The organism is Pseudomonas paraveronii, from assembly GCF_963681955.1.
Classification (GTDB): Bacteria; Pseudomonadota; Gammaproteobacteria; order Pseudomonadales; family Pseudomonadaceae; genus Aquipseudomonas; species Aquipseudomonas paraveronii.
Map to the genome: position 1 here is coordinate 1,575,792 of NZ_OY817130.1, position 20,808 is coordinate 1,596,599.

Annotated in this window: 18 protein-coding genes; 8 read left to right on the top strand and 10 right to left on the bottom strand. The window is 62.0% G+C overall.

The genetic code is table 11. The annotated features are described in order from the left end of the window. Positions 1-86: 86 nt before the first annotated feature. From U5A08_RS07000 to U5A08_RS07015, 4 genes are all read right to left on the bottom strand, one after another. Positions 87-1,337 carry an OprD family porin gene (locus U5A08_RS07000; protein WP_321850939.1) on the bottom strand — a complete coding sequence of 417 codons (1,251 nt, stop codon included), beginning with the start codon at positions 1,335-1,337 and terminating at the stop codon, positions 87-89. A gap of 192 nt (positions 1,338-1,529) precedes the next feature. Continuing rightward, on the bottom strand, positions 1,530-2,987 hold the full coding sequence (adeC, locus tag U5A08_RS07005) for an AdeC/AdeK/OprM family multidrug efflux complex outer membrane factor (RefSeq protein ID WP_253393880.1): 1,458 nt from the start codon (positions 2,985-2,987) through the stop codon (positions 1,530-1,532). Then, on the bottom strand, positions 2,984-6,145 hold the full coding sequence (locus U5A08_RS07010) for an efflux RND transporter permease subunit (protein WP_253393882.1): 3,162 nt from the start codon (positions 6,143-6,145) through the stop codon (positions 2,984-2,986). The genes adeC and U5A08_RS07010 overlap by 4 nt, the downstream gene beginning before the upstream one ends. Positions 6,146-6,148: 3 nt before the next feature. Next, the gene (locus tag U5A08_RS07015) at positions 6,149-7,297 is read right to left on the bottom strand and encodes an efflux RND transporter periplasmic adaptor subunit (protein ID WP_253393885.1); all 1,149 of its coding nucleotides are present in this window, start codon (positions 7,295-7,297) and stop codon (positions 6,149-6,151) included. Between the two features lie 286 nt (positions 7,298-7,583). On the opposite strand from U5A08_RS07015, the gene U5A08_RS07020 reads away from it, so the two are divergent. Next, complete coding sequence (locus U5A08_RS07020; RefSeq protein ID WP_253393887.1) at positions 7,584-8,216, top strand: TetR family transcriptional regulator; 633 nt, start codon at positions 7,584-7,586, stop codon at positions 8,214-8,216. A 234-nt stretch (positions 8,217-8,450) separates the two neighbouring features. Here the strand turns inward: U5A08_RS07020 and U5A08_RS07025 are convergent, their stop codons facing one another. The 3 genes from U5A08_RS07025 to U5A08_RS07035 are packed head-to-tail and all read right to left on the bottom strand — an operon-like array spanning position 8,451 to position 11,041. Beyond that, positions 8,451-9,506 (bottom strand): alkene reductase, encoded by a 1,056-nt coding sequence (locus U5A08_RS07025; RefSeq protein WP_253393889.1) that lies wholly within the window; start codon positions 9,504-9,506, stop codon positions 8,451-8,453. 28 nt (positions 9,507-9,534) lie between these two features. Then, the gene (locus U5A08_RS07030) at positions 9,535-10,701 is read right to left on the bottom strand and encodes an MFS transporter (protein WP_253393891.1); all 1,167 of its coding nucleotides are present in this window, start codon (positions 10,699-10,701) and stop codon (positions 9,535-9,537) included. 13 nt (positions 10,702-10,714) lie between these two features. After that, the gene (locus U5A08_RS07035) at positions 10,715-11,041 is read right to left on the bottom strand and encodes an ArsR/SmtB family transcription factor (protein WP_017844838.1); all 327 of its coding nucleotides are present in this window, start codon (positions 11,039-11,041) and stop codon (positions 10,715-10,717) included. 154 nt (positions 11,042-11,195) lie between these two features. Between U5A08_RS07035 and U5A08_RS07040 the strand changes: the two genes are divergently transcribed. After that, positions 11,196-11,780, top strand: coding sequence for an acyl carrier protein phosphodiesterase (locus tag U5A08_RS07040; protein ID WP_247406395.1), 585 nt, complete (start codon positions 11,196-11,198; stop codon positions 11,778-11,780). A gap of 58 nt (positions 11,781-11,838) precedes the next feature. Here U5A08_RS07040 and U5A08_RS07045 read toward each other — a convergent pair whose 3' ends face one another. Together U5A08_RS07045 and olsB are read right to left on the bottom strand one after the other, a co-directional pair. After that, positions 11,839-12,630 (bottom strand): lysophospholipid acyltransferase family protein, encoded by a 792-nt coding sequence (locus U5A08_RS07045; protein WP_253393893.1) that lies wholly within the window; start codon positions 12,628-12,630, stop codon positions 11,839-11,841. Continuing rightward, a complete protein-coding gene (gene olsB, locus U5A08_RS07050; RefSeq protein WP_017844841.1) occupies positions 12,630-13,385 on the bottom strand; it encodes an L-ornithine N(alpha)-acyltransferase in 756 nt (251 codons plus the stop codon). Before olsB ends, U5A08_RS07045 begins: the two co-directional genes overlap by 1 nt. 184 nt (positions 13,386-13,569) lie before the next feature. On the opposite strand from olsB, the gene U5A08_RS07055 reads away from it, so the two are divergent. The 4 genes from U5A08_RS07055 to U5A08_RS07070 all read left to right on the top strand — a co-directional run bounded on the left by U5A08_RS07055 (position 13,570) and on the right by U5A08_RS07070 (position 16,804). Beyond that, the gene (locus tag U5A08_RS07055) at positions 13,570-14,643 is read left to right on the top strand and encodes a serine hydrolase domain-containing protein (RefSeq protein WP_253393895.1); all 1,074 of its coding nucleotides are present in this window, start codon (positions 13,570-13,572) and stop codon (positions 14,641-14,643) included. After that, positions 14,640-14,954, top strand: a complete 315-nt coding sequence (locus tag U5A08_RS07060; RefSeq protein WP_253393897.1) for an amidase — start codon at positions 14,640-14,642, stop codon at positions 14,952-14,954. Before U5A08_RS07055 ends, U5A08_RS07060 begins: the two co-directional genes overlap by 4 nt. Before the next feature lie 100 nt (positions 14,955-15,054). Continuing rightward, a complete protein-coding gene (locus tag U5A08_RS07065) occupies positions 15,055-15,645 on the top strand; it encodes a YceI family protein (RefSeq protein WP_253393900.1) in 591 nt (196 codons plus the stop codon). Position 15,646: 1 nt separating this feature from the next. Next, positions 15,647-16,804 (top strand): phospholipase D-like domain-containing protein, encoded by a 1,158-nt coding sequence (locus tag U5A08_RS07070; protein ID WP_253393902.1) that lies wholly within the window; start codon positions 15,647-15,649, stop codon positions 16,802-16,804. A gap of 112 nt (positions 16,805-16,916) precedes the next feature. On the opposite strand, the gene bglX is transcribed toward U5A08_RS07070, so the two are convergent. Beyond that, the gene (gene bglX / locus U5A08_RS07075) at positions 16,917-19,208 is read right to left on the bottom strand and encodes a beta-glucosidase BglX (protein ID WP_321850944.1); all 2,292 of its coding nucleotides are present in this window, start codon (positions 19,206-19,208) and stop codon (positions 16,917-16,919) included. Positions 19,209-19,449: 241 nt separating this feature from the next. Here bglX and U5A08_RS07080 point away from each other — a divergent pair, with 241 nt between their 5' ends. After that, on the top strand, positions 19,450-20,061 hold the full coding sequence (locus U5A08_RS07080) for a LemA family protein (protein ID WP_247407416.1): 612 nt from the start codon (positions 19,450-19,452) through the stop codon (positions 20,059-20,061). 18 nt (positions 20,062-20,079) lie between these two features. Then, the gene (locus U5A08_RS07085; RefSeq protein WP_253393906.1) at positions 20,080-20,808 is read left to right on the top strand and encodes a TPM domain-containing protein; all 729 of its coding nucleotides are present in this window, start codon (positions 20,080-20,082) and stop codon (positions 20,806-20,808) included.

Sequence of the window (20,808 nt, forward strand, 5' to 3'; positions counted from 1 at the left end):
GTCCTTATTTAAGCGCCAGGTATCAGCCCTGGCGCTTAACAGTGACCGCTCGTGCCCAATCGTTCCCTCCAAGCTGTAATACGGCTTTACAGCAGACTGATCGGGTAGCTGACGATCAACCGGTTTTCATCGAACTCATTGTTGCTGTAGTCGCGCCTCATGCTCGAATTGCGCAAGCGCAGCGTGAGGTTTTTCAGGGCGCCGCTTTGCAGCGTGTAGCCCAATTCGCTTTCGCGGCCCCACTCCTTGCCGTCGGTGATGGTGCCGGTATGCACGTTGCTACCGCTGATATAGCGGTTCATCAGGGTCAGGCCCGGCACGCCGAGGGCGGCAAAGTTATAGTCGTGACGCACTTGCCAGGATTTTTCCTCGGCGTTGTCGTAGCTGGAGTTGTAACTATCGTTGGCCAGGGTGCCACCGCTGGTGCCGTTGACGCGCATCCAGGCGCTGTTGCCGGTGAGTTTTTGCAGGCCGACGTAGAAGGTGTTGCCGCCGTACTTGGCCGAGAACAGGCCGGACCAGGTTTTGTTGTCCAACTCGCCTGCGCGGGCGCTGCCGTCGTCCTTGCCATAGAAGAACCCGAGGTTGGCGCCCAGGGTCCAGTCGCCCACGGGCTGGCTGTGGATCAGGTTGACGAACTGCTGGCTGTAGATGTCCTTGAGCTGGGCATTCCACAGGCCGACCTGGGTGCGTTTGTCATTGAACGCGTATTCGGCGCCCTGGAAGTTGAAGCGGTCAGAAGTGAAGGCGGCTTTGCCGGACATCGACATGTCCGACATGCTGCTGTCGTCCCGTGGGCTGTTGGCGCGGAACTGGCCGCCGTAGAGCGTCAGGCCGTCGATTTCCTTCGAGGTGATCTGCCCGCCGCGCAGGGTTTGCGGCAGGGAGCGGCCGTCGTCGGCGCGCAGGATCGGCAGCGCTGGCATCCATTCGCCGACCTTCAGTTCTGTCTTCGAAATCCGCGTCTTGAACGCCACACCCAGGCGCCCGAAATTGTCGGCGGGGCGGCCATTGTGGTCCAGCGGCAATAACTGTGTACCGCCGGTGCCGCGCCCGCCATCCAGTTTGAGCGAGTACATCCCCAGTACATCCACGCCAAACCCCACGGTGCCTTGGGTGAAGCCGGACTTGGCGTCGAGGATGAAGCTTTGCGTCCACTCCTGCGCGCCGCCCTGGGCTTTGGTCGGGTTGGTGAAGTTACGGTTGATGAAAAAATTGCGCAGGTTGAGGTTGGCGCTCGCGTCTTCCAGGAAGCCGTGTTCTTCGGCGACGACGGGAAGCGCAAGGCTGGCGACTGCGGTGGCCAGCAATAGCTGGCGAGGGTGAAAGGTGCTCATGGCGTTGGACCTGTTGTTATTGGGGTTATGCAGGTGGCGGCCATGGTGCGGGGCAGTGTGGGGGTGGTTCAATCGGGGGAGGGCGGGTTTTGGGCGATGATCGAACGCAACTTGTCTTGGCGCGGTGGGTACAGGTCAGGCGTAAAAAAACCGCTTCCGGTGAGGGAAGCGGTTTGGTTTACCGCGCGACTATCAGAACAACTTCATCTTTGGCGCTTCTTCTTTCAACGGCTGGTTATTCGCCGTCTGTTCATTCCAGCCACCGCCGAGGGCCTTGTACAGGGTGACCTCGCTGGTCAACTGCGCCAGGCGGTCGGTGATCAGCGATTGCTGGGCACTGAACAGTTGGCGCTGGGCGTCGAGGAACGTCAGGTTGCTGTCGACGCCAATGCGGTAGCGACGCTCGGCCAGGCGGTAGTAATCCTGGTTGGCGGCGACGAAACCACGCTGGGCTTCCAGTTGCTCCTTGTAGGTCTCACGCGCGGCGAGGCCGTCGGAGACTTCCTGGAAGCCGGTCTGGATGGCCTTCTCATAGTTGGCCACGTTGATCTCTTTCTGGATCTTCGAGTAGTCCAGGCTGGCGCGCAGACTACCGGCGTTGAAGATCGGGATGTTGATCTGCGGGGCGAACGACCAGGTGCCCGAGCCGCCTTTGAACAGGCCGCCCAGGTCCGGGCTCATGGTGCCGGCGTTGGCCGTCAGGCTGATGCTCGGGAAGAACGCTGCACGGGCTGCGCCGATGTTGGCGTTGGCCGCCTTGAGGTTGTACTCGGCCTGCAGGATGTCGGGACGACGTTGCAGCAGGTCCGATGGCAACCCGGCCGGCACTTCGCTGAGCAGGTCATCCGACAGCGGTTTGCTGGCGAGATTCGCCGGCAGGCCGGTGCCGAGCAGCAGGGTCAGGCTGTTTTCGTCCTGGGCCACCTGGCGGGTATAACGTGCCAGGGCCACCCGGGCGTTTTCCACCGAGGTGCGTGCTTGGCTCAGGTCGAGGGCCGAGGACACGCCGACTTCGTTGCTGCGCGAGGTGAGCTTGTAGCTCTGCTCGTATGCGCCCAGGGTTTCCTGGGTCAGCTTGAGCAGTTCCTTGTCGGACTGCCAGGTCAGATAGGCAGTCGCCACACTGGCCACCAGGCTGATCTGGGTACTGCGCCGCGCTTCTTCGGTCGCGAAGTATTTCTGCAGCGCTTCCTCGCTCAGGCTGCGTACACGGCCAAACAGGTCCAGCTCATAGGAGCTGATACCCAGGGTGGCCGAGTATGAACTGCTGATGCTCTCTTTACCGGTTTGCGACGAGCGTGCCGGTACGCGCTGGCGGCTGCCGCTGCCAGTGGCCGACACGGCCGGGAACAGGTCGGCGCGCTGGATGTTGTACTGCGCCGCGTAGGCATCGATGTTCAAGGCCGCGACGCGCAGGTCGCGGTTGTTCTCCAGCGCGGTCTGGATCAGCTGTTGCAGGGCCGGGTCATGGAAAAACTGCTTCCAGCCCTGTTCGGCGGCGGCCTGGCTCGGTGCCTGGTTCGACGAATACGCCGGGCCCTGCGGGAACTGTGCGGCCACCGGCGCTTCGGGGCGCTGATAGTCAGGTATCAGCGAGCAGCCACTGAGCACGAATGCCGTGACGGCTAAGGAAAGTAGCGACTTGCTCATTGGCCAGCCTCTTTAGGAGTTTGCTTGGGTTCAGTCTTTTTGCGTTCGCCCATGGCGGACACGGTTGCGAAGAACAGTGGCACCCAGAAAATCGCCAGGACCGTGGCCGTGATCATACCGCCAATAACGCCGGTACCGATCGCATGCTGGCTGCCTGAGCCGGCGCCGGAGGAGATCGCCAGCGGCAATACGCCGAGGATGAACGCCATGGACGTCATGATGATCGGTCGCAGACGCATGCGTGACGCTTCGATCGCCGACTCGACAATGCCTTTGCCTTGTTCGTGGAGCTCTTTGGCGAACTCCACGATCAGGATGGCGTTCTTCGCCGCCAGGCCCACCGTCACCAGCAAGCCCACCTGGAAGAACACGTCGTTGGACAAGCCGCGCAGGCTGGTGGCCATCAACGCACCCACCACACCCAACGGCACGACGAGTACCACCGCGATCGGAATCGACCAGCTTTCGTACAGCGCCGCGAGGCAGAGGAACACCACCAGCAGCGACAAGGCGTACAGCGCAGGCGCCTGGGAGCCGGACAGACGTTCTTCATACGACAGGCCCGTCCAGGCATAGCCGACACCCGCCGGCAATTGCTTGGCGATGCGTTCGACTTCGGCCATGGCTTCACCGGTACTGTAGCCCGGTGCCGGGGTACCGAGGATTTCCATCGCCGCCACACCGTTATAGCGCGAGAGTTTCGGCGAACCGTAGATCCACTTGCCCGACGCGATGGCCGACAACGGCACCATCTTCCCGGAGTCGCTGCGCACGTACCATTTGTTCAGGTCTTCCGGCGACATCCGGCTGGCGGCGTCACCCTGCACGTACACCTTCTTCACTCGACCACGGTCGATGAAGTCGTTGACGTAGCTGCCACCCAGGGCGATGGCCAGGGTCTGGTTGATGTTCGACAGCGTGATGCCTTGGGCGCTGGCCTTTTCGTCGTCGACGGTGAGCTCGTACTGCGGCTCATCGTTCACGCCGTTGGGGCGCACGCCGGCGAGGATCTTGCTCTGGGCGGCCATGCCCAGGAACTGGTTGCGCGCAGCCATCAACTTATCATGGCCGACGCCGCCCTGGTCTTGCAGGAACACGTCGAAACCGGTGGCGTTACCCAACTCCAGTACAGACGGTGGCACGATGGCAAACACCATGGCGTCCTGGAACGTCTGCATGAAGTAACCTTGGGCGCGCTTGGCGATCTCGAACACCGAGGTGGACGCGTCACGCTCATCCCACGGTTTGAGCATCACGAATGCCAGGCCCGAGCTTTGACCACGACCCGCGAAGTTGAAGCCGTTCACGGTAAAGACCGATTTCACGCCCTTGCCTTCGCCGGGTTCGCCTTCCTTGTCGTTGAGCAGGAAGATGCGCATGTCGTCGATGACTTTCTGCGTGCGCTCAGCCGTTGAGCCGACTGGCGTCTGCACCTGGGCAAAGATCACGCCCTGGTCTTCGTCGGGCAGGAAGGCGGCAGGGATACGCATGAACAGCCAGATCATGCCGGCAAAGATCAGCGCGTAAACGAGGAACGCCGGAATCTTGTGCCTGAGCATGTTCCCCACGCCGCGCTCGTAGCTCAGTACGCTACGGTCGAAGTTGCGGTTGAACCAGCCGAAGAAGCCACGCTTGGGTTGGCCGTGCTTCTCGGGGTCGATCGGCTTGAGCATGGTGGCGCACAGGGCCGGGGTGAAGATCAGCGCAACCAGTACCGACAACGCCATGGCCGAAACGATGGTGATGGAGAACTGTTTGTAGATCACACCGGTGGAGCCGCCGAAGAACGCCATCGGCAACAGTACCGCCGACAGCACCAGGGCAATACCCACCAGGGCGCCCTGGATCTGGCCCATGGACTTGACCGTCGCCTCTTTCGGCGACAGATGCTCCTCGGCCATCACCCGCTCGACGTTTTCCACCACCACGATGGCGTCGTCCACCAGCAAGCCGATGGCCAGGATCATACCGAACATGGTCAGGGTGTTGATGGTGAAGCCGAACGCGGCCAGGATCCCGAAGGTACCCAGCAATACCACCGGTACGGTCATGGTGGTGATGATGGTGGCGCGAAAGTTCTGCAGGAACAGGAACATCACCAGGAACACCAGCACGATCGCTTCGACCAGGGTGTCAACCACACCGGAGATCGACTCGGTCACCACCGGGGTGGTGTCATACGGCACCACCGCCTTCATGCCCGGCGGGAAGAACGGTTCCAGGGACGCCACGGTGGCACGGATGGCCTTGGCGGTGTCCAGGGCGTTGGCGCCTGCAGCGAGCTTGATCGCCATACCGGAGGCCGGTTTGCCGTTGAATTGCGCGGCGACGCTGTAGTTCTGGCCGCCCAGTTCGATACGGGCGACGTCACGCAGGCGCACTTGCGAACCGTCGGTATTTACCTTCATCAGGATTTTGCCGAACTCTTCGGCAGTCTGCAGACGGGTCTTGCCGATGATGGTCGCGTTCAACTGCGTGCCGGGCAGGGCAGGCAGGCCGCCCAATTGGCCGGTGGCCACCTGTACGTTCTGGGCCGAAATCGCGGTGCTGACGTCTACCGGGGTCAACTGGTAGTTGTTCAGCTTGGCCGGGTCGAGCCAGATACGCATGGCGTACTGCGAACCAAATACCTGGAAGTCACCTACACCCGCAGTACGGGAAATCGGGTCCTGGATGTTGGACACGATGTAGTTGGACAGGTCGTCCTTGGTCATGCTGCCGTCTTCCGACACCAGACCAATCACCATCAGGAAGTTCTTCACCGACTTGGTCACGCGGATACCCTGCTGCTGCACTTCTTGCGGCAGCAGCGGGGTCGCCAGGTTCAGCTTGTTCTGTACCTGGACCTGGGCGATGTCCGGGTTGGTACCCTGGTTGAACGTCACGGTGACGGTCATGCTGCCGTCGGAGTTACTGTCCGATGACACATAACGCAGGTTGTCGATACCGTTGAGCTGTTGTTCGATCACCTGCACCACGGTGTCCTGCACGGTTTGTGCGGATGCGCCTGGGTAGGTCACCTGGATATCGATGGCGGTCGGCGCAATGGCCGGGTACTGGTTGATGGGCAACTTCAGGATCGACAGTGCCCCGACCAGCATGATCACCAGGGCAATTACCCAGGCGAAAATGGGACGGTCGATAAAAAATTTCGACATGGATTACTCCCCTTTGCCAGCAGCAGCGGCAGCAGGAGCGGCGGTACCGGCAGGCTGGGCGTTGTCGGCGTCCTTGACCTTGACCTGAGCGCCCGGCTTGACGTACTGCAAGCCTTCGGTGATCACACGGTCACCGGCGTTCAAGCCTTTTTCCACCAGCCAGTAAGCGCCGGCGGTGCGGTTGGCGACCAGCACGCGCTGCTCAACTTTGTTGTCCGCGTTGACCACCAACGCCGTCGGGATACCCTTGAGGTCTCGGGTCACGCCTTGCTGCGGTGCCAGGATCGCCTTGCTGTTCACACCGGCTTGTAACTGGGCGTGTACGAACATGCCGGGCAGCAGGGTGTGGTCAGGGTTGGGGAACACGGCGCGCAGAGTGACCGAACCGGTGGTCTGGTCAACCGACACTTCGGAGAACTCCAGCTTGCCTTCCTTGCCGTAGTCGCTGCCGTCTTCCAGGGTCAGCTTGACCTTGGCGGCGTTGGCGCCGGCTTTCTCCAGTTGGCCGCTTTCCAGGTCGCGGCGCAGTTTCAGCATTTCAGCCGAAGACTGCGTGACGTCGACGTAGATCGGGTCCAGTTGCTGGATCACGGCCATGGCATCGGCCTGGCCATTGCTGACCAGCGCGCCTTCGGTGACCGAGGAACGCCCGATACGCCCGGAGATCGGCGCGAACACCTTGGTGTAGCGCACGTTGATCTGGGCGGTTTGCACGTTGGCTTCGGCGGTCATGCGGTTGGCCACGGCCGTGTCGTATTCCTGACGGCTGACGGCTTGCTCATCGACCAACTGCTTGTAGCGGTCGGAGATCGACTTGGTCTGGGACAGGCTGGCCTGCGAGCTCTTCAGGGTGGCCTCATAGACCGACGGATCGATCTGATAAAGCTGCTGGCCTTCCTTCACATCCCCGCCTTCCTTGAACAGGCGCTTGAGGATGATGCCATTGACCTGCGGACGGACTTCCGCAATGCGGTAGGCGGTGGTGCGGCCTGGCAGCTCGGACGTCAGGGTAAAGGCTTGCGGTTGAAGGGTGACCACGCCGACCAGAGGAGTTTGCGCGGGCGGAGCCGCCTCTTCCTTTTTGCATCCGCTGAGCAGCGATGCCAGGGCGACGGCAGTGACCAGAGCGGTAACAGCTGGCTTAAGTTGCATGAAGATCCTCGGGTCAGGCGCGCAGACTGCGCACAAGAAGTGTGGAAGGGTAAAAAACAAGCTGTGAGTAGATAAGTAGCTTGCTACGCAATATACTTACGTTCATGGTTGTTTGTAAACTCTTGACAGGCTTCGCGGATTGTTGGCAAAGCAACGCGCCAAGTCGCGATTTTAGTACGTTCGGCGCCCATGACGGTGTCGTCCCACAATTATTCAGATGATCGTTACCGCCTATTAAAGCAGCGTTACCGATAGTCCCACGTGTTCTGATTGAGGTTTTATTGCCATGGTTCGTCGCACCAAAGAGGAAGCTCAGGAAACGCGCAGCCAAATTCTCGACGCCGCTGAGCAGGCCTTTTATGAGCGCGGTGTCGCGCGGACCACGCTGGCGGACATCGCCGGGCGGGCGGGCGTAACGCGTGGCGCCATCTACTGGCACTTCAGCAATAAGTCCGATCTGTTGCAGGCATTGCTCGACACGCTGCACGAACCCCTGAACGAGCTGGCCAGGGCCGGTGAAAGCGAGGATGAAGTCGACCCGCTGGGGTGCATGCGCAAGCTGTTGATTCATCTTTTTCATCAAGTGGTCCTGGACCCGAAAACCCGGCGCATCAACGAGATCCTGTTTCATAAGTGCGAGTTCACCGATGAAATGTGTGACATGCGTCGCCAGCGCCAGACCCACAGCCTGGAGTGCAACCTGCGTATCAGCCTGACCTTGCGTAACGCGGTTCATCGCGGGCAACTTCCGGAAAACCTCGACACCACGCGCGCAGCGGCGTGCATTCATGCCTACATCAATGGCTTGCTGAGCCAGTGGCTGCTGGTACCGGACAGTTTTGAGCTGCACCAGGATGCCGAGCGATGGGTCGATGCAGGGCTGGACATGCTGCGCTTGAGCCCTAGCCTGCGCAATTAAGTCAAAATGTGTAATTGCTTCAAATTATGTCAACAGTAAAGCCTAAGGAAGCACAACCGTCCTTCTGACTTATTGGTGGGAAGACTTTATATACGGGCTGGCGGGCGGTTGACAGGTAGCCGCCTAAGTATTTTGTAGCGATTTTGTTGCAAGGCTGTGAAGGAATGTTTCCCGGCCCTATTGAAAAAGCCCCGACGCTTGCGCATCGGGGCTTTTTCGTTTCAGCACATTACATCACAGCGCCAGCGTCGGGTAGTCGATGTAACCGACCGGGCCTTTGGCGTAGAAGGTTTCCGGGTGCGCCTGGTTCAGCGGCGCATCGGCTTTCAAGCGCGCCGGCAGGTCCGGGTTGGCAATGAACGGTACGCCAAAGGCCACCGCATCCGCCTTGCCCGAGGCCAGCCAGGCGTTGGCGCTGTCCTTGGTAAAGCGTTCGTTGGCGATGTACACGCCGCCGAAGGCTGCTTTTAATTGCGGGCCGAGGCTGTCAGCGCCTTCCTTTTCACGCGAGCAGATAAAGGCGATGCCACGTTTGCCCAGTTCGCGGGCGACGTAGGTGAAGGTTTCGGCCAGGTTGTCGTCACCCATGTCATGGGAGTCGGCGCGTGGTGCCAGGTGGACCCCGACGCGGCCGGCGCCCCAGACGTCGATGGCGGCGTCGGTCACTTCCAGCAGCAGGCGCGCGCGGTTTTCCAGGGAGCCGCCGTAGTTGTCGGTGCGATGGTTGGTGCTGCTTTGCAGGAACTGGTCGAGCAGGTAGCCATTGGCCCCGTGGATTTCCACGCCGTCGAAACCGGCGGCCTTGGCGTTCTCGGCACCGGTGCGGTAGGCGTCGACGATGTCGGCGATTTCAGCGGTTTCCAGGGCGCGCGGGGTCGGGTAGTCGGCCAGCGGGCGCACCAGGCTGACGTGGCCTTTAGGTTGGATCGCACTTGGCGCCACCGGGGTTTCGCCGTTCAGGTACGACGGATGGGAGATCCGGCCGACGTGCCACAGTTGCAGGAAAATCTTGCCGCCCGCCCCGTGAACGGCCTTGGTCACATTGGCCCAGCCGCGTACCTGATCGTTGGACCAGATGCCCGGGGTGTCCGGGTAGCCCACGCCCATCGGCGTCACGGACGTGGCTTCGCTGAGGATCAGCCCGGCGGAGGCGCGTTGTACGTAGTACTCGGCCATCAGCGCATTGGGCACGCGACCGGCGTCGGCACGGCAGCGGGTCAGCGGCGCCATGATGATGCGGTTCGACAGTTGCAGGTCGCCCAGTGTGATCGGATCGAAAATAGTCGTCATGGGATAACACCCTTCTCTTTTAAGTTGATCAGTGGGTCGCAGGGGCCAGGTCGGCATCGCCGCTCTGACGGAAAGTGATCAGGGTCACCAGCAGCGCGAGGATTGCCAGGGCCGCGGCGGCCAGGGGCACGCTGGTCAGGCCGAAACCGTGGGCGATCACGCTGCCGCCGACCCAGGCACCGAGGGCGTTGCCGATGTTGAAGGCGCCGATGTTCAAGGTGGACACCAGGTTCGGTGCTGCCTTGCCGAAGGTCACCACGTTGATCTGCAGCGCGGGCACGGCGGCGAACGAGGCGGTGGCCCAGAGGAACAGGGTGATCTCGGTCGGGATCAGCGCGATGCTGGTCCAGGTCAGCGCGGTGGAGACCACCGCCATGCTGATGAACACGCCGATCAGGGTGGCCGCCAGGCGTTTGTCCGCCAGCTTGCCGCCGATGATGTTGCCCACGGTGAGGCCCAGGCCGATCAGCAGCAGGGTCCACGTCACGCCTTTGGGCGACACGCCGGTGACGTCGCCAAGCAGCGGCGCGACATACGTGAAGAGGGTGAACATGGACGCGGCGAACAGCGCGGTCATGCTCAGCGACAACCAGATGCCGGCGCCCTTGAGCGCGGCCAGTTCGGCGCGCATGTCGAGTTTTTCTTCGTCGCGCTTGGCTGGCAGGAAGCGGATCAGGCCGATCAACGCGATCACGCCGATCACGGTCACCGCCCAGAAGGTCGAACGCCAGCCGGCTTCCTGGCCCAGCGCGGTACCCAACGGCACACCCAGTACGTTGGCCAGGGTCAGGCCGGTGAACATCAAGGCCACGGCAGACGCACGCTTGTTGGCCGGCACCAGGTTGGCGGCGACCACCGAACCGATACCGAAGAACGCCCCGTGGCACAACGCAGTGATCACGCGGGCAAACATCAGCACGTTGTAGTCGCTGGCCAGGGCGCAGAGCAGGTTGCCGATAATGAAGATGCCCATCAACGCTACCAGCGCGGCCTTGCGTGGCAGCCTGGCGGTGGCCAGTGCCATGAACGGCGCGCCGATGGCCACGCCGAGGGCGTAGCCGGTCACCAGCCAGCCGGCGCCGGGAATCGACACGCCCAGGTCCGCCGCCACATCGGGCAGCAGGCCCATGATGACGAACTCGGTGGTACCGATGGCGAAGGCGCTCAGGGCCAGGATGAGGAGCGAGAGGGGCATGTGCGTGTCCTTGTTACAGTGGTGCGCGGATTTCAGAACTGAGCTCAGTAATGAGCGCAGTGAGGAAGGCTTGGATCGTTTCTTCGTTGCGTTTGAAAAAGTGCCACTGCCCGGCCTTCTGGCTGCTGATCAATCCCGCCCGTTGCAAGGTGGCCAGGTGGGCCGACACGGTCGACTGGGACAAGCCGCAGCGCTGGTCGATCTGCCCGGCGCAGATGCCGTATTCGTGGTTGTGCAGTTGCTCGGGGAATTGCACTTTCGGGTCTTTCAGCCAAGTGAGGATGTCTCGCCGTACTGGGTGCGCCAGGGCTTTTATTATTTCGTCGAGGTCGATGGACATGGCAGTTGCTCGGTGTCGTAAAGCGTTATATCGCGATGAGGCGAACTTTAAATCGCTATATCCCGATATTCCAATATGATTTTGATCTGAGATCAGTCTAAATCGGTATATCGAGTTATAACGATATGTTGGCGGCAGTGATAGACTGCACACCATGAATTATCTCGCACATCTGCACCTGGGCGGCCAACTTCCTGCACAACTGCTGGGCAGCCTGTATGGCGACTTCGTCAAAGGCCGCCTGCAGGGCCAGTTCAGCCCGTCCATCGAAGCGGCCATCCAGTTGCACCGCTCAATCGACCGTTTCACCGACAGCCATCCGCTGGTCGGTGAAGCGCTGTCGCGCTTCAGCCTGACCCGCCGACGCTATGCCGGGATCGTCCTCGATGTGTTTTTCGATCACTGCCTGGCGCGGGATTGGCAGCGCTATGCCGACCAGCCTCTGGAGCATTTCACTTCACAGGTGTACCGCGTGCTCGCGGCTGAACCGCAACTGCCGGGGCGGCTGGCGCAGATTGCGCCGTACATGGCGGCAGATGATTGGCTGGGCTCATACCGCGAGTTTGGGGTGATGGAGCAGGTGTTGCGGGGGATCTCGCGGCGGTTGACGCAGCCTGAGGCGCTGGGCCATGCGATGCAGGAATTGCGCACGTTATACGAGCCGCTGAGTGAAGACTTCCGGCTGTTTTATCCTGAGTTGCAACAATTTGCACACGCTCAACTGACCACTGAGATCTAACTGAGATCTAAATGTGGGAGGGGGCTTGCCCCCTCCCACATTGTTGACCGTGCCCGCTTCAGGCGGCGAATGCCGGCCGAACCGCAATCTGCTCAGCTTCCGGCAGCGGCCCGAACAACGCCTTCTGCACCGCCTGCTGCGCCTGGAACGCCAGCGCCGCGCGTTCCTGCCCGGCACAGGCAATCGGCTGGAGCACATGGATTTCCACATCGCCCTGGTCGTTGGCAAACAGGCGCATCAGGTGCGAGAGCAAATCATCATCGCCAATAAACGGCGCCAGCGGGTCTACTTGCCCGTCGCGCAGATAACGAATCGCCACCGGTTGCAGCGACACCTGCGCGTCGATCGCACTGGCCAGCAAGCGCCCGTGGAAGGTACGCAGGCTGCGCCCGTCGGTGGTGGTGCCTTCGGGGAACATCAGCAGCGGGTGCTGTTGCTCCAGGTGACGGGTCATCTGTTTGCGGATCAACTGGCTGTCGCCCGCACCCCGGCGAATAAACAGGCTGCCGGCCTTGGCCGCCAACCAGCCGGCCACCGGCCAGGTGCGTACTTCGGCCTTGGACAAAAACGACATCGGCGCGACCATGCCCAGCAGCGGAATGTCGGTCCAGGACACGTGATTGCTCACCCACAGCATCGGCGTTTGCGGCAATTCACCCAGCACCGTCACGCGAAAGGGCAGGGCGTTGGTCAGCCGCGCCATAAAGAACCGCGACCAACGCTGACGGCGCACCATCGAGTTCGCCACCCCCAGGCGCTCGAACAGACCAAACACACCGGCCATGCTCAAGCCCAGCGCCACCACCAGCAGCACCCGGGCGATCCGCGCGTACACGCGCAGGCGGCCCATCACATCGCCGCCTTGAAGTGGCGGGCGTAACGCGGGCACAACTCATCGCGCTTGAGCAGGATGAACACGTCGGCCACCTGAAAATCTTCATCCCAGCACGGCTCGCCGCAGATCTTCGCGCCCAGGCGCATATACGCCTTGAGCAGCGGCGGCATTTCCGCGATGACGTTGGACGGCAGGTCCAGCGCCGGCAGCGGTTTTTTCGGCTCGGCGCGCAGGTGTTCGTTGCACAGGTAGCGTTCGCGCAGGCGCTGCATGATCGCGTGGGCCTGGATGCCGCCATCGTGCATCGGGATGCTTGCGCACCCCATCAGGTAGCTGTAGCAGCCCTCGTTGAGCACTTCGGCCAACTCGCCCCACAGCACCGCGATGGTGCCGCCGTTGCGGTAGGCCGGGTCGACGCAGGTACGGCCGATTTCCAGGATCGGGCCCTGCAAGTGCAGCAGGCCATGCAGGCTGAATTCTTCTTCGCTGTAGAACCGGCCCAGGGTGCTGGCGGCCTGGTGATCGAGTAAACGGGTGGTGGCCACCAGTCGACCGCTGTTCAAATCCCGCACGCCGATGTGGCTGCAGTGAACATCATAATCATCCATGTCCAGGCCCAGTTCCGCGCCTTTCAGCTTGGCGTTGAACTCGCCGCTGAACACGTTGAACCGCAGGGCCTGTGCTTCTTGCAAAGCCTGGGCGCCGATCAGGCGTTCGGCTTGCAGGCGGCGTTCATTGCCGGTGTCGCTGATGCGGGCGATCTGAGTCATGGCGAATCTCCGAGTGCCAGCCACGTTCCGGCCGGTCGACTTGTTTGTCCAAACTCAGGCTATGTAGGCTCGGTGTCATCTCCATGAAGTTACGGTGACGCTTAGATGACACGCCCCTGTGTCGCCAATCTGTCATCGGCCTCGGCTAGGCTCGCGGGCTTGAATGCCCCCTTGAGTGCGTGTCATGGTCAGAGGCTTGCTGTGCGTTGCCCTGTTGTTCGTCACCGTTACCGCCTATGCCGAAACCTGGCCTGACAAAGACTGGGCCAAGGGCACGCCTATCGAAGGTCCCGCTGTCGATGCCCTGAACGCCTACGCTTTCCCTGCGCGTGACGACGCCACCCGCCAAGGCATCCGCACCGACGCGTTGCTGGTGATCCGCGATGGCGAAGTCATCTACGAGCGCTACGCCGCGCCCACCACCGCCCGCACGCCGCACTTGACGTGGTCCGTGAGCAAAAGCCTGATGGCGACGGTGCTGGGCGTGGCCTACGGCGAAAACCGCTTCAAATTGAGCGACCCCGCCGCACGTTTCTACCCGCCGATGAAACAGCATCCCACCGTGACGATGGCCGACTTGCTGCACTGGGCCTCGGGCCTCGATTGGCAGGAGGATTACGAATATGCCCCGCTGAAATCCTCGGTCGTCGCGATGCTTTACACCCGCGGCCACGCCGATATGGCTGCGTTTGTCGCCGGTATGGACGCCGCCCGCGCGCCGGGCGAGGCTTTCCGTTATTCCAGCGGCGACAGCAACCTGCTCTCCGCCGCGCTCAAGGGCATGCTTGGCCACAAGGCCTACATGAGTTACCCGTGGGACGCGCTGTTCAAGCCGCTGGGCATTCGCAACGCCACCTGGGAAACCGATGCCGATGAAACCTTCGTCGCCTCGTCCTACGCCTACCTCACCGCCCGCGATCTGGCACGCGTCGGCCTGCTGATGGCGCGCGACGGTCGCTGGGGGGAGCAACAACTGGTGCCCAAAGCCTGGGTCGACTTCAATCGCCAACCCTTCGATAAATACACGCCCGGCCAGGACGAAGCCGTGCCTGGCGGCCAGTGGTGGCTCAACCAAGGCACCCCAAGACCCTGGCCCGACGCCCCCGCCGACACTTTCGCCGCCCTCGGCCACTGGGGGCAGGCGCTGTACGTGATGCCCGATGAACACCTGGTGATCGTGCGTTACGGCGATGATCGCGACGGCAGCTATCGCCATAATGAACTGCTCAAACGCGTGCTGGCGGCGGTGCAGCCATGATCCGCCGTCGGCCGTTTACCAGCCTGTTTCTGCTGCTGTTGCTCGCCCTGCTGGGTTGGATCTGGCATGAGCGCGTCAACCTGCAAGCCTTCCCCGACATCATCGCGGCCTACACCGCCAAGGAGTATTGCTCGTGCCGGTATGTGGCAAATAACCCGGCGGAGTATTGCCGGGGCTATGTGAAGCAGTACGTGTCGATCAGCGCGTTCACCGATGACCCGGAGCGTAGTGAAGTGACGGCCAGTGGATTGGGGCGTACCCATACGGCCAGATGGTTGGGCGAACATCAGGGCTGCCGTCTCAACCCCTGAAACGCCGCTTCCAATGCAGGGGCGGCGTTGTCAGTTAGATTGCACAGGGCAAGCGGCACAGTTAAGGTTCGTTCAGGTTTTTCCGCCCCACGAGTCTTTAATGTTCAACGCGTCTGTCATCAAACCCCTGGCCTTCGCCCTGCTGGCCACCGCTGCCGTGCCTGCCCACGCCGACTGGTACCTGGACAACGAGTCCTCGCGGCTGTCGTTCGTTACCACCAAAAACACCGAGATTGCCGAAGTGCAGCGCTTCCTGGTGTTGCACGGCAAGGTCGACCGCAACGGTGCGGCGCAGGTGGAAGTGGAGCTGGAGTCGGTCAACAGCGGCATCCCGCTGCGCGATGAGCGCATGCGCAATCAGTTGTTCGCGATCAAGACCTTCCCCGAAGCGCTGATCAATACGCAAATCAACCTGCAACCGATCAACGACCTGGCCCCCGGCGCGCAGTTGGAGTTGCGCCTGCCATTAAGCGTCACGCTGCATGGCAAGACCCAGACCTACAGCGCCGAGTTGTTGGCCACGCGTTTGGATGATCGGCGTTTCCAGGTGGTGACCCTGGAGCCGGTGGTGTTGCATGCCGAGGATTTCGAGTTGGTGCCGGGAGTGACGGCGTTGCGCAAGGCGGCTGGGCTGGCGTCGATCAGTTTGTCGGTGCCGGTGGGTGCGGTACTGATTTTTACGGCGCGCTGACGTGAGCGGCGCAGTGTTCCCGTGGCGCAGCGCCAACCGTTTCGAGTTGTTGATCGACGGGCCGAGCTTTTTCCCGCAGATGCTGGCGTGCATTGCCCAGGCGCAGCGGCAGGTGGATCTGGAGTTGTACCTGGTGGAAGCCGGGGCCTGCGCCGACGCCATGGTGCAGGCGCTGGTGCTGGCGGCGGAGCGGGGCGTGCAGGTGCGCTGCCTGTTCGATGATTACGGCAGCCTGGCGTTTACCCTCGGGCTGCGTAAGCGCCTGACCGACGCCGGTGTGCAATTGTGCTTTTACAATCGCCTGAACTGGCGGCGCTGGATGCGCAACCTGTACCGCGACCACCGCAAGTTGTTGCTGGTCGATCAAGACATTGCCGTGGTCGGCGGCACCGGCGTTACCGATGAATTCTGGACACCGGGGCAGGACAGCGCCGACTGGCACGAAGTGATGGTGCAGATCAGCGGCCCGCTGGTGCTGGATTGGCAGGCGCTGTTCGACCGGCAATGGTTGGCCAACGACGACCGTCGAGCCTGGAAACCGGCCACCCACTTCGGCTTGCCGCGCTTGCCCAAAGTGCCGGCGACCGGGTCCGGTCTTGGTCGCGTCGCTTATGCCGACGCGCGCCAGCACCGCGATATTTTGCACTCGCTGATCCGCGCGCTGAGCAGCGGCCAGCGGCGCATCTGGTTGGCGACCCCGTATTTCCTGCCCACCTGGAGCGTGCGCCGGGCCTTGCGCCGAGCGGCGGGGCGCGGGGTGGATGTGCGCTTGCTGCTGACCGGCCCGCGCACCGATCATCCGTCGGTGCGCTATGCCGGGCACCGTTATTACCCGCGCTTGCTGCGCTCGGGCGTGCAGATATTTGAGTACCAGCCGTGCTTTTTGCACCTGAAAATGGTGCTGGTGGACGATTGGGTCAGCATCGGTTCATGCAATTTCGACCACTGGAACCTGCGCTTCAACCTCGAAGCCAACCTCGAAGCGCTGGACCCTACATTGACGCAGGCCGTGGCGGGCAGTTTCGAGCGGGATTTTGCCCAGAGCCAGGCGGTCAGCCTGGAGGCGTGGAAGTCGCGGCCGTTGTGGCGGCGGGTGAAGCAGCGGGTGTGGGGGTGGATCGATCGGTTGGTGGTCAACCTTCTGGATCGACGCGGATAGACATGTGGGAGGGGGCTTGCCCCCGATAGCGGAGTGTCAGTCAATTGATTCATTGGCTGACCCACTGCTATCGGGGGCAAGCCCCCTCCCACATGGTTTACAGCGTCAGGTGTTAGAGCAGTTCGAAGGTCTGCTGCTGCACATCCTGGGAGTCCAAGCCGATCTGCACATTGAACTCACCCGGTTCCGCCGCGAACTTGAGCTGGGTGTTGTAGAACTTCAAGTCCTCTTCGGTAATGGTGAAGTGCAACGTGCGCTCTTCGCCGGCCTTGAGCATGACTTTCTGGAAGTTCTTCAGCTCCTTGATCGGGCGGATCATCGAGCCGGCCACGTCTTGGATATACAGCTGCACCACGGTTTCGCCGTCGACCTTGCCGGTGTTTTTCACGGTGACGCTGGCGTCGAGCTTGCCGGTTTTGTTCAGGGTGGTGGACGACAGCGCCATGTCCGACAGGCTGAAGCTGGTGTAGCTCAGGCCATAGCCGAACGGAAACAGCGGCCCGGTGGTGTCATCGAAGTACTGCGACGTGTAGTTGCCCGGCTTGCCTGGGGTAAACGGCCGGCCGATGGTCAGGTGGTTGTAGTAGGTCGGAATCTGCCCCACCGAGCGTGGGAACGTAATCGGCAGCTTGCCCGACGGGTTGTAGTCACCAAACAGCACGTCGGCGATGGCGTTGCCGCCCTCGGTGCCGGCGAACCAGGTTTCCAGGATCGCGTCGGCTTGCTGGTTTTCTTCGAGAATCGACAGCGGCCGGCCGTTCATCAGCACCAGCACCAGCGGCTTGCCGGTGGCTTTCAGCGCCTTGATCAGGTCGCGCTGGCTTTGCGGCAGGTTCAGGTCGGTGCGGCTGGAGGACTCGTGGGACATGCCGCGGGACTCGCCCACCGCAGCGACCACCACGTCGGCATCCTTGGCGGCCTTGACCGCTTCGTCGATCATCACCTGGGCTGGGCGGGGGTCATCCACCACTTCCGGGGCATCGAAGTTGAGGAAGTTAAGGTAGTCGACCACGGCCTGGTCATTGGTGATGTTGGCGCCACGCGCATAGATCACTTTGCCTTTTTCGCCGATCACCGCGTTGAGGCCATCGAGCAGGGTCACCGATTGTGCCGGCTTACCGGCAGCGGCCCAACTGCCCATCATGTCGATGGGGGCTTTGGCCAGTGGGCCGACCAGGGCGATGGTCGCGGATTTTTTCAGCGGCAGGGTGTCGTTCTGGTTCTTCAGCAAGACCATGCTGCGGCGTGCCACGTCACGCGCGTCGGCGCGGTGCAGGCGGCTTTCGGCGTCGGTGTCGGCCGGGTCGTCCTCGGCCTTGCCGATGCGCAGGTACGGGTCTTTGAACAGGCCCATGTCGTACTTGGCGCCGAGCACTTCGCGCACGGCGTTGTCGATGTCGCTCTGCTCGATCTCGCCGGACTTGAGCAGCCCCGGCAATTCCTTGCCATACAGCGAGTCGTTCATGCTCATGTCGATGCCGGCCTTGATCGCCAGCTTGGCGGCTTCACGCCCGTCCTTGGCCACGCCGTGCTTGATCAGCTCGAAGATCGCGCCGTGGTCGCTGACGGCCAGGCCCTTGAAGCCCCAGTCCTTGCGCAGCAGGTCGTTCATCAGCCAGGTGTTGGCGGTGGCGGGCACGCCGTTGATCGAGTTGAGCGCGACCATCACACCGCCGGAACCGGCCTTGATCGCCGCGTGGTACGGCGGCAGGTAGTCCTGGTACATCTTGACCGGGCTCATGTCGACCACGTTGTAGTCGCGACCGCCTTCCACCGCGCCGTACAGGGCGAAGTGCTTGACGCTGGCCATGATGCTGTCGGCATTCGCCGCGCTGCTGCCCTGGAAGGCCTTGACCATCACTTCGGCGATGCGCGACACCAGGTACGTGTCTTCGCCGAAGCCTTCGGAGGTCCGGCCCCAGCGCGGGTCGCGGGAGATGTCGACCATCGGCGCAAAGGTGATGTCGAGGCTGTCGGCCGCGGCTTCCTGTGCGGCAATGCGCCCGGAGCGGCCGATGGCGTCCATGTCCCAACTGGAAGCCAGGGCCAGGCTGATCGGGAAAATCGTGCGGTGGCCGTGGATCACGTCATAGGCGAAGAACATCGGGATCTTCAACCGGCTGCGCATGGCCGCGTCCTGCATCGGACGGTTTTCCGGGCGGGTGATGGAGTTGAAGGTGCCACCGATGCGGCCGGCGGCGATTTCCTTGCGGATCAGCTCGCGGGGCATTTCCGGGCCGATGCTGATCAGGCGCAATTGGCCGATCTTTTCATCGAGGGTCATCTGCTTGAGCAGATCGCTGACGAAGGCGTCCTTGCCTTTAAGCGCAGCAGGCTTTGTTTCTGCCCAGACGGGGTGGGTGGCCAGAGTGGCAACAAGGCCGAGCAAACACAGCTTTTTCATGAATTTCCTTTTTCGGCGCACTGCACAGCGGTTAGGCTGATCGGCCAAAATGTGGGGAGCGTCTATTGTTGTTCGGGTGTCGTTCAGATAAATGCAGCACACTCTGAACTCTTTATCGCGCTGGGCATCTTTTTAGCTGATTGGCTCGATGCATTCCAGTAGTGGGGGCGGATTATGCCCCATGCGCGCGGTTTATAGGGCGAGTCGTCAAATTCCATCAAAGTTGGGCAGGAGAAACACCATGCAAGCAGCACAAGGTTACCGCTGGGGCTTGAAAGCCGCGGCTTTGTTATTGATCAGCACAGTGCTGAGCGGTTGCGGTATCAACACCATTCCGACCCTGGATGAACAGGCCAAGGCGGCCTGGGGCCAGGTGCAGAACCAGTATCAACGGCGTGCCGACCTGATCCCCAACCTGGTGGAAGTGGTCAAGGGCTACGCGACCCATGAACAAGACACCCTCACCGCCGTGATTGAAGCGCGGGCCAAGGCGACTTCGATCCAGGTCGACGCCAGCACCCTCGACAACCCGGAAAAACTCAAGCAGTTCCAGCAAGCCCAGGACGGTTTGAGTGGTGCTCTCAGCCGCTTGATGGTGGTGTCCGAGCGCTACCCGGACCTGAAGGCCAACCAGAACTTCCTGGCCCTGCAATCTCAGCTGGAAGGCACGGAAAACCGCATCGCCGTGGCCCGTCGCGACTTTATCCAGGCCGTGCAGGCCTACAACACCGAGCTCCGCACGTTCCCGGGGCGCCTGTGGCACAGCGTGATGTACAGCGATTTGCCGATCCGCGCTACGTTTGAAGCCACCAGTGCCGATGCCGATAAAGCGCCGCAAGTGAAGTTCAAATAAGGCTGCACTGAGGTGTCGATGCGTTTATTACGGATAGGCCTGGCGCTGTGGCTGTTGGCCTGCGCGGGCGTGGCCCAGGCGGCGTTGACCTTCCCGGCGTTGACCGGGCGGGTGGTGGACACCGCGCAGATGATCGACCCGGCGGTGCGCGCGCAGTTGACCCAGCAATTGCAGGCGCTGGAGCAAAGCCGTGGCGACCAGATCGTGGTGGTCACCGTGCCTGACCTGCAGGGCGTGCCGATTGAAGACTACGGTTATCAATTGGGGCGCCAGTGGGGCATCGGCCAGAAAGGCAAGGACAACGGCGCGCTGCTGATCGTTGCCCGCGATGAGCGCAAGTTGCGCATCGAAGTCGGCTATGGCCTGGAAGGCACGCTGACCGATGCGCAGTCGTGGGTGATCATCAATCAGGTGATTGCGCCCAAGTTCAAGGCCGGCAACTTCAGCCAGGGCATCAGCGACGGCGTCGCCGCGATGATCCAGGTGGTGGGCGGCGAGCCGCTGGCAGTGCCGGCCCATGTGGCGGATGCCAACTTCGCCAAGGATAATCCGGGGTTTTCCATCGGCTTGTTCATCCTGCTGATCGGCGTGTTGTGGCTGTGCAATCGCCTGGGCCTGCCGGTGTGGGCGATCCTGCTGGCGATTCTCAGCAGCAGCGGCCGTGGCGGTGGGGGAGGCGGCGGTGGCGGTGGTTTTCGCGGCGGCGGTGGCGGTTTCGGCGGTGGCGGGGCTTCAGGTGGCTGGTGA